Below are 9,168 nucleotides of genomic sequence, written 5' to 3'. Positions count from 1 at the left end.
AGATGTGTATAAGAGGCAGCGACGAGCCGCCCGCCTGGGACGATGCTCCCCCGCCCGAGGAGGACCCGTGGGATTCGCTGCCCGTGTTCGACCCGGACGCGGAGCAGGACGACTCGGACGGCCCCGAGGGCTGGACCCCGCCGGCCCGGGACGCCGAGGAGCGGCCCGTCGGCGCACCCGGCTGGGACGGTCCCGTGCCGTCGGTCGAGGACTGGGGGGCGCCGCCGCAGGCCGAACCGGCCCCCGGCGGCGCCGCGCCGGACGCCGGCCAGGACTCCCCGGTCCGGCCCGACGCCCCGACCCCCGGCGAGAGCGAGCCGAGCGCCGAGGAGGTCCGTCGGGCCTACGACCCGGGGCCGCTGGTCCGCGAGGAGGAGCACTCGATCCCCGTGTTCGCCCGTCCGGAGGCGGAGCTGCGCGCGGAGTTCGCGAAGCGCTTCGGCGCGACCCGTCCCGCCGGCTTCGACGACGGCGCGGGCGCGGCCGCGGACGGTGACTCCGCCCGGCCTGCCACGCCGTCGCCCGCCCCGGACGACGACGCAGCGGCCACGGAGCGACGCGATCTCCACCCGGCCGCCTCGGGCGCCGGCCCGTCCTCGGACGAGGAGCGGCGCCCCACGGGCTCGCCCACGGCCGACGCGACCCCTGACCCGGGCGTGCCCGCCGACGACGCAGACGCCGCGCCGCGCGCGGCTGCCGGCCCGACCGGTTCGGACTTCCCGGGTTCGGGCCATCCGGCGAGCATGTACCCGCGGCTCATGGAGCGGCTGCGGGCCGGTGGGCCCCTCGAGCCTCCGGTGAACGCGGGCTCGAGCGGCGGCGGGACGGGCGGCGGCCCCGGCGCTCCCGGTGGCCCCGACCCGGACGCCTCGCCGGGCTCCCCCGCCGGGGGCCGGCCGAGCGCGGCCTCGCTCGGGGCGCGCCCCGCCGACGTCGAGCCCGCCGGGGGAGCCTCGGCGCCGCCGTCGTTGGACGCGCGGGCCGCGGCCATCCACGCCGCCCGCGAGGCCGCCCAGGGCCGCGGCCCGACCCGGCCCGCCGACACCGGCCCCGCCGCCCCGGCGACGTCCGGTGTGGGGTGGGAGGACGAGGTCGCCAGCGACGACGACGTCCCGCTCGAGGACTCGGGCCTCGTGGGCCGGGCCGTCGTCGAACGGGTGCTCGGCGGCCGTCTGCTCGAGGAACGCCCCAACGACGCCTGAGGCGAACGCGCCCGTACGCCGTCCGGGGCCGCGGGCATGATGGACGCGGCGCCGGACCACGGCGCCGCGTCGGGGCGCACGCCCCACGAGACGCACCATCGGACGAGGGAGACGGATGTACCAGGGCGCGGTGCAGGACCTGATCGACGAGCTCGGCCGCCTGCCGGGCATCGGGCCGAAGTCCGCCCAGCGCATCGCCTTCCACATGCTGGAGGCGGACCGGGAGGACATGCTGCGGCTCGCGGACGCCATCCGCACGGTCAAGGACAGGGTGCGGCTGTGCTCGGTCTGCTTCAACGTCTCCGAGGACGAGGTGTGCTCGCTCTGCCGGGATGAACGCCGGGACGGCTCCCAGATCTGCGTGGTCGAGGAGTCGCAGGACGTCATGGCCATGGAGCGCACCCGCGCCTTCCAGGGCCGGTACCACGTGCTCGGCGGGGCCATCAATCCGATCGCCGGCATCGGCCCCGAGCAGCTGCACGTCCGCGAGCTGCTCACCCGGCTGCAGGACGAGGCCGTGCAGGAGGTCATCCTCGCCACGGATCCCAACCTCGAGGGCGAGGCCACGGCCACCTACCTCGGCCGCCTCCTCGGCGCCACGGGCATCCGCGTCACGCGCCTGGCCTCCGGTCTGCCCGTCGGCGGGGACCTCGAGTACGCGGACGAGGTCACCCTCGGCCGTGCCTTCGAGGGACGTCGCCTGATCAGCGGCTGACACGGGCCGGCGTCGAGCGGGTCCTGCCCGACGCCGGCCCGGCTCAGGCCACGCGCGTGCCGGCGGGCAGCCGCCCGGCCGGGGTGTCCAGGCGACGGTGGCCCCACCAGACCAGCCCGGCCACCAGCACACCCTGCATCGCCAGGCCGAGCGGCCACACCGGCCAGGTGCCCTGCCGGTCCGGCACACCGCTCTGGTCGAGACCGCGCAGCTCGCCGTCGAGGCACTCGACGTCCCGGACGGGGTCACGCTGGGTCCAGCGCAGCCCCACGGACAGCAGGTTGAGCGGCCCGGGATCCACCCGGGTACCGTCCGCGAGGAGCCCGCCCTCCCAGGGGGAGGCATCCGCGAGCACGGCGTACGGGTTCGCCGCGAGCAGCCATCCGCTGCGCCGCGGGTCGGGGATCGTCCGAGCGGTCACCGGGCCGACGCACCGGTCGGCGATCCCGTCGAACAGCTCCGGGTGCGCCGCCTCCCACTCGGCCCAGGCCTGCTCCGCCTCCTCCGGGGTCATCTTCTCGAGCTCCGCCTCGGTGAACGGCTCCGCCGTCATGGAGCCGTACTCGGCGTCGTTGGCCCGCACCTCGGTCTGCAGGAACTGCAGAGACAGCCCGAAGGCCACCAGGGTGCCGATCGTCAGCGCCGCCACGATCAGGTACGTCACCACGACGGCGAACAGCGTGCGCCCGGCGATCGCCGAGACGGCCACGCCGATCCCCGCGATCATGCCGAACTCCACGAGGATCATCACGAGCCCCACCAGCACGGCCCACGGGGACACGCGCCCCACCACGGCCGCGACCGCCAGCCACGGCAGCGCGGCCGCGAGGAACGCGGCGGAGGCGATCCACGCGGCCAGCCACTTGCCCGCCATCAGGTGCCCGGTCCGCAGCAGGGTGACCTGGGTGATGGCCAGGGTGCCGCCGGCACGGTCGCCCGAGATCGCGTTGGCCGCCAGGGCGGGCGAGACCAGCAGCGAGAGGGTGAGGACGAAGAGCAGGACGCCGTCGAAGAGCGTCCGCCCCAGGGCGCGCATCTGCTGCTCCGCCAGCTCCGGCTCCAGGCCGGACGCCTCCATCTCCGCCACGCCCAGGCCGCGCAGCCCGAGGGCGCCGAGGGTCACCGCCCCCACCACCACGAAGAAGACGCCCAACAGCACGTACCAGCCACGCGAGCGCAGCCGCTGACGCAGTTCCATGCCCACCACGGTGGCCACGGCCTGGGCCGCGCCGAGGCGTCCCCCCGGCTGCGGCTGCGGCGGGCGGCGGTCGTGGATCGAGGTCGCGACGGCGGTGCTCACGGTCGGTCTCCTTCGGTGCGGGGGCCCTCCAGATGGAGGCCCAGGTAGGCGTTCTCGAGGCGGGAGCCCTCCGGGGCGAAGTGGCTGACGAGCACACCCTCGCGCACGAGGTCCGCGAGCAGCGCGGCCGCGGCGGCCTCCCCCCGCAGCTGCACCACGACCCCGTCCCGGCGCTGGCCCGCGCCGGCGCCGGTGGCCACGGTGACGGTCAGGCCGCGGGCCTCGAGGGCGCGGACGAGGGTGTCCCGGGCCGTCGGGTCGGGCCCGGCGATCCGGTAGGGGCGGGCGAGGTCGTCGGCGGCGCGGAACTCCTGGGTGGCCACCGTGGCGCCCTCACGGAGGAACACGGCGCGGTCGGACATCTCCTCGAGCTCGGCGAGCACGTGGGAGGAGACGAGCACGGCGGTGCCGGCTGCCGCCATGGCGCGCAGGTCGTCCCGCAGCCGGATGCGGGCGGCCGGGTCGAGGCCGTTGGCGGGTTCGTCCAGGAGCAGGACGGAGGGCCGGTGCACGGTGGCCCGAGCCAGGGACAGGCGCTGCTGCTGGCCGCGGGAGAGCACGCGGGCGGGCCGGTGGGCGAACTCCGTGAGCTCGACCCACTCGAGCTGCTCGTCCGCGCGCGCGGACGCCTCCGCCTTCCCCATGCCGTAGAGCCGTCCCAGGCTGGCGAGGATGTCGTGACAGGTCAGCTCCTCCCACACGCCCAGGGTGTCGGGCATCCAGCCGAGCCGCCGCCGGGCCTCGACGGGCTCGCGCACCGCGTCCACCCCGGCCATGGACACGGCGCCGGCGTCCGGGCGCAGCAGGGTGGCCAGGATCAGCAGAAGCGTGGTCTTGCCCGAGCCGTTCGGGCCGACGAGGGCCGTCACGGAGCCGGCGGGCACGGTGAGGGAGACGTCCCGCACCGCATGGACGGCGCCGAACGAGCGGGCGAGGCCGTGAGCCACGATCCCGTCGTGGGCGGCCACCCCCAGGACGGGTGAGGCGGGCAGGGGTGCTGGAGCGGTCATGGCCCCATCCTTGCCGCGCAGTGCACGGACGCGGATCCACCCGGGGGATGATCCCGGCGCCGATCCCCGCTCGCCCGGGGTCGCAGGCGGGGCCGCGGGCGCCGTCGTCCTGCCCGGCCACGGGCGCCGGGTCCAGCATCCGGAACAGGGGTTCACCTGGCGGACCCGCGCGAGAGTGCGCCCCTAGACTTGGCCCGAACCGACCCTCGACCCCGTCCGGAGCGACCCATGAGTCTCATCGTCCAGAAGTTCGGCGGCTCCTCCGTGGCCGACGCCGCCGGCATCGAGCGCGTGGCCCGCCGCGTCGCGGACACGGTCCGGGCCGGGAACCGCGTGTGCGTCGTGGTCTCGGCCATGGGCGACACCACGGACGAGCTGCTCGACCTCGCCGCCGAGCTCACGCAGGACGCGCCCGCGCGCGAGATGGACATCCTGCTCTCGGCCGGCGAGCGCATCTCCATGTCCCTGCTGGCGATGGCCATCCACGCCGAGGGCGTCGAGGCCCGCTCCTACACCGGCTCCCAGGCCGGCATGCTGACGGACACCTCGTACGGCCGGGCCCGGATCGTCAAGGTCAACCCCCACCGCGTGCAGGAGGCCCTCGACGCCGGCCGCGTGGCCATCGTGGCCGGGTTCCAGGGCATGAGCCCCGAGTCCAAGGACATCACCACCATGGGCCGCGGCGGCTCGGACACCACGGCCGTCGCCCTCGCCGCCGCGCTCGGCGCGGACGTGTGCGAGATCTACACGGACGTGGACGGCGTCTACTCTGCCGACCCGCGCGTCGTGCCGACCGCCCGCAAGCTCACCGAGCTCTCCTCCGAGGAGACCCTCGAGATGGCGGCCTCCGGATCCAAGGTGCTGCACCTGCGCTCCGTGGAGTACGCGCGCCGCTTCGGCGTGCCGCTGCACGTGCGCTCCTCCTTCTCCGACCATGAGGGCACCTGGATCATGCCCGACCCGAACGACACCATCACCCTTCAGGAAGGCGCTCCCATGGAACAGCCCATCGTCTCCGGCGTCGCCCACGACCGCTCCGAGGGCAAGGTCACGATCGTCGGCGTCCCCGACGTGCCCGGCAAGGCCGCCGAGATCTTCCGCGTGATCGCCGTGTCCAACGTGAACATCGACATGATCGTGCAGAACATCTCCCGCGAGGGCTCGGGCCGCACGGACATCTCCTTCACCCTGCCGATCGTGGAGGGCAAGGACGCCATGGCCGCCCTGCGCGCCGCCCAGGACCGGATCGGCTTCCAGGACATCGTCTCGGACCCGGAGATCGGCAAGCTCTCGCTGATCGGCGCGGGCATGCGCTCCAACCCGGGCGTCTCCGCCACCTTCTTCAAGGCGCTCGCCGACGCCGGCGTGAACGTGGACCTCATCTCCACTTCGGAGATCCGCATCTCCGTGGTCACCGCCGAGGACAAGCTCGACGACGCCGTCCGCGCCGTGCACGCCGCCTTCGGCCTCGACGCCGAGGAGGAGGCCACGGTCTACGGCGGCACCGGCCGCTGACGCCGCACCCTCCCCCGCCCACCGCCCGGGCGACTTTCGAACGTGAAATGGGGCGAATGGGCGCTGTCGAACGTGAGGTAGGGCCTATCCCACGTTCGAAAGCGAGGGGGCCGGGGTGCTTCCACCCTCCCCCACCCACCACGACGCCGGCCCCGCACCTTCAGCGTGAAGGTGCGGGGCCGGCGTCGTGCGGGGTCCCTCCCGTTCCGTCAGCGAGGACGGAGGGGGTCGGCGGTCACGGGACCTGGACGGTCACGTCGGTCGTGATGCCCGCGTCCCAGGTGACGAGGCCCTTCCAGGTGCCCGAGGTCAGGCCGGACCAGGAGAGGGTCGCCTCGGTGGCCTTGCCCGAGGTCACGGGCACCGGGTTCGGGGAGACCGTGAGGTTGCCCGCGTCCTCGCGCAGCTTGAGCGTCTCGAGGGTGCCGGTGTCCTTGCCGCCGTTGGCCGCGTACAGGTGGCCGACCACGGTGTAGGCGCCCGGGGCGGGGTCGGCGATCGTCAGCGTCTCGGACTCGTCCGCGGTCGCCCGGGAGAGCTGCTTGCCCTCGGGGGTGATCACGTACAGGTCCCAGTCGGCGCCGGCGGCGCCCGCGTTGATCGAGGCCACCAGGGACTGGGTGCCCTCCTCCACGGTCACCGTGGACACGGCCAGTGCGCTGGACTCGAGCGAGTTGCTCGCGGTGGCGGCGGCCACGGTGGAGTCCACCTTGCCCAGGCCCAGGACCTGCGGGGTCAGCTCACCGGTCACGCCGGGGGTGATCTCCACGTCGGCGGAGCCGGTGGCGCCGGAGCCCTCGACGGCGGAGGTGACGGTCGCGGACTTCGCCTTCACGGTGACCGGGGAGGTCACCTCCGGGACGGCCTTGCCCTTGGCGGTGGTCCAGGACATGGAGCCGTGGGTCCAGGTGTTCACGGCGGCGTCGGTGCGGGTGACGGTCAGCTCGACGTCGGCGGACTGGCCGGCCTTCAGGTCCAGCACGGCCGGGGAGGCGGTCACCTCGAAGCCGGGCACGTTCGCAGAGAACCGCCAGCGGCCGTTCTCCAGGGCGGTCACGGTGCGGGTCACGGTGGCCGAGCCGACGACGTCGGGGATCGCCAGGGACGGGACGTTCACGTCACGGCCGGCGATGTCGCCGCGCAGCAGCGCGTCCCACTGCTCCTTGCCGGAGTCGTAGACCAGGCCCGGACGGGCGGCGGCGGCCGGATCGGCGGAGCCGGCACCCGTGGCGAAGTTGTCCGTGTTCACGGTGCCGTCGGCGTTGTACACGTCGCCGGCGGTGGTCATGAGGGCGGACTTCACGGCCATCGGGGACCAGGCCGGGTACTTGCCGATCAGCAGCGTGGCCATGCCGGCCAGGTTCGGCGAGGCCATGGACGTGCCGGACATCAGGCCGAACGTGTTGCCGTGGTAGTCGGGGTCCAGCGGGGAGACGCCGCCGATCACGTTCACACCGGGGGCGGCGAGGTCGGGCTTCAGGAGCTCCTGGTTCACGGCGTTGGCCGGGCCGCGGGAGGAGAAGCCGGCGATCTGGGGCAGCGGGTCCTCCGGCAGGCCGGTGGTGTCGCCCGGGACGATCGTGGCGGTGAGGTCGGAGGACTTCACCTTCTCGATCACGCCGTTGTCGTTCATGTGCACGGTCGGCACCGCGTGGATGTCCGCGTCCAGCGAGCCGGACGGGGTGTTCACGAGGATCATGCCGACGCCGCCGGCCTCCTCCACCACCTGCGACTTCTCGGTGCGGGCGTTCCCGCCGCGCTCGCAGAGCACGATCTTGCCGGCGGCCTCCTCGGTGAGCCCGCCGGGCAGGCAGAGACGCGCGGCCTCGGCGTCGCCGGCGGCGACCTCGGACGCGTGGATGACCTCGGCCGGGCCCACGCCGGTGCGGGCCGAGGAGGCGCCCCGGAGCTGCGTGCCGTCGGAGAACTGCACGGTGGCGGTGAGCTCGTTGGAGAACGTCTCCGCGGCCACGGTGGTCAGCCACGGGGAGCCGTGGTTCACGGTGTTCGGGCCGGGGCCGGAGTTGCCGCCGGAGGCGGCCACGAAGATGCCGGCCTCGGCGGCGGACTTGAAGGCCATGGCCACCGGGTCCACGATCGAGGTGTTGGAGCCGGAGATCGAGTAGTTCAGCACGTCCACGTTGTTCTCGATGGCCTGCTCGATGGCGGCCACGGAGGCGGAGGTGTAGCAGCCGCCGGTGTTCGGGTCGGTGTCCTCCCAGCAGATCTTGTAGGAGATCAGGTGGGCGGCCGGGGCCACGCCCGCGCCCTCGCCGAAGGAGTCGTCGTCGATGGTCTGCTCCGCCCCGGTGTTGCCGAGGATGGTGGTGGCCACGTGGGTGCCGTGGGAGAACACGCCCAGCGGGGAGATGCGCTCCTCCGGGGCCCGCTCGTCCACCGGGACGAAGCGCTCGAAGTCGTCGGAGAAGGCGTAGGCGCCGATCAGCTTGGAGTCGCACGACGACGCCGGGAAGTCCGGGCCGGTCTCGCACTCGGCCGTGGCGGTGGTGCCGTCCGCCTTGAGCACGGCGATCTGGCCGTCCGCGGTGCGGTACGGCACGCCGACCTTGGCCTTGCCCTTGAGCGGCTGGACGGGCTGACCGTCGATGAACGGGTTGTCCGGGTGGATGCCGGAGTCGATGACGCCGACCACCACGCCCTTGCCCGCGTTCTCGGCCTTGCCGTACACGGACTTCCAGGTGCCCTTCTTGCCGGGCAGGCCGAGGAATTCGGTGGAGCTGTAGTCCGGGGCCACCTGCTCGTCCGGCGCGACGCCGAGCACGGCCGGGTCCTTCGCGATCGACTGGGCCTCCTCGGCGGTCAGCTCGGCGACGAACGCGTTCACGGCGCGCTGGAAGGAGATCTCGGCCTTGGCGCCGTGGGCCTTCGCGACCTTCTCCTGCTGGCGCTGGAGCTTGGCCTCGTAGTTCTTCACGCGCGGGTGCGAGGGGTCGAACTTCGCCTTCGGAGCGGCGCCCGGAACGGCGCCGGCCTCGGGGGCGGTCACCGACGGCTGGTCCTTCAGGACCACGAAGTAGCGGCCGTCCTCGAACTGCTGCTGGACCTGCACCTCGCCCTGCGGGCTGGAGACGGTGCTGCCGTCGGGCAGTTCGACGGCGGTGGCCGACACCGCGAGCGCGGGAGCGGCCACGAGGCTCGCGCCGGCGACGGCCGCGGCCAGGGCCCGACGGCGCCGGGCAGGGGTGGGGTTCTGAGGCATTGCCTCCGCCTTTCTCATCAAGGTCCGCCCAGCTCTCACCCGTGGCACGCCGGCGGGGATGACGCCGGGGGACGGGGAGATCGGCGCCCATGTGATGGGCACCACAGCGAGACATGTGCAATCTACCGTCCGGTAGGGCGTTTGACCAGATCTTTGCCAGGCAACGTCCAGGACCGTCGAATTGGGGCCGCCGGAGTGCGCTCCCC

General features: G+C 73.9%; 5 protein-coding genes and 1 pseudogene. 3 read left to right on the top strand and 3 right to left on the bottom strand.

The window, feature by feature from the left end; translation table 11 throughout:
• A pseudogene (locus J1M37_RS10995) lies at positions 1 to 1,202 on the top strand (DNA polymerase III subunit gamma and tau); the annotation flags it as partial.
• Positions 1,203 to 1,317: 115 nt separating this feature from the next.
• The gene (recR, locus tag J1M37_RS10990) at positions 1,318 to 1,917 is read left to right on the top strand and encodes a recombination mediator RecR (protein WP_095347649.1); all 600 of its coding nucleotides are present in this window, start codon (positions 1,318 to 1,320) and stop codon (positions 1,915 to 1,917) included.
• A gap of 43 nt (positions 1,918 to 1,960) precedes the next feature.
• Here recR and J1M37_RS10985 read toward each other — a convergent pair whose 3' ends face one another.
• Together J1M37_RS10985 and J1M37_RS10980 are read right to left on the bottom strand one after the other, a co-directional pair.
• On the bottom strand, positions 1,961 to 3,217 hold the full coding sequence (locus J1M37_RS10985; RefSeq protein WP_036315429.1) for an ABC transporter permease: 1,257 nt from the start codon (positions 3,215 to 3,217) through the stop codon (positions 1,961 to 1,963).
• A complete protein-coding gene (locus J1M37_RS10980; RefSeq protein ID WP_036315428.1) occupies positions 3,214 to 4,227 on the bottom strand; it encodes an ABC transporter ATP-binding protein in 1,014 nt (337 codons plus the stop codon). Before J1M37_RS10980 ends, J1M37_RS10985 begins: the two co-directional genes overlap by 4 nt.
• Positions 4,228 to 4,455: 228 nt before the next feature.
• Between J1M37_RS10980 and J1M37_RS10975 the strand changes: the two genes are divergently transcribed.
• Complete coding sequence (locus J1M37_RS10975; RefSeq protein ID WP_036315427.1) at positions 4,456 to 5,742, top strand: aspartate kinase; 1,287 nt, start codon at positions 4,456 to 4,458, stop codon at positions 5,740 to 5,742.
• 235 nt (positions 5,743 to 5,977) lie between these two features.
• Here the strand turns inward: J1M37_RS10975 and J1M37_RS10970 are convergent, their stop codons facing one another.
• Positions 5,978 to 8,962 (bottom strand): S8 family serine peptidase, encoded by a 2,985-nt coding sequence (locus tag J1M37_RS10970; protein ID WP_206452653.1) that lies wholly within the window; start codon positions 8,960 to 8,962, stop codon positions 5,978 to 5,980.
• Positions 8,963 to 9,168 lie beyond the last annotated feature (206 nt).

Source organism: Micrococcus sp. KRD012, assembly GCF_017168555.1.
GTDB lineage: Bacteria > Actinomycetota > Actinomycetes > Actinomycetales > Micrococcaceae > Micrococcus > Micrococcus luteus.
The sequence above is the reverse complement of the archived record's forward strand: the minus strand, read 5'-3'. Positions and strand labels throughout refer to the sequence as shown.

What these genes read in the sequence shown, in the direction of transcription:
- J1M37_RS10980 (WP_036315428.1), bottom strand. Translation starts at nt 4,227, where the DNA reads ATGACCGCTCCAGCACCCCTGCCCGCCTCACCCGTCCTGGGGGTGGCC.
- J1M37_RS10970 (WP_206452653.1), bottom strand. Translation starts at nt 8,962, where the DNA reads ATGCCTCAGAACCCCACCCCTGCCCGGCGCCGTCGGGCCCTGGCCGCG.
- recR (WP_095347649.1), top strand. Translation starts at nt 1,318, where the DNA reads ATGTACCAGGGCGCGGTGCAGGACCTGATCGACGAGCTCGGCCGCCTG.
- J1M37_RS10975 (WP_036315427.1), top strand. Translation starts at nt 4,456, where the DNA reads ATGAGTCTCATCGTCCAGAAGTTCGGCGGCTCCTCCGTGGCCGACGCC.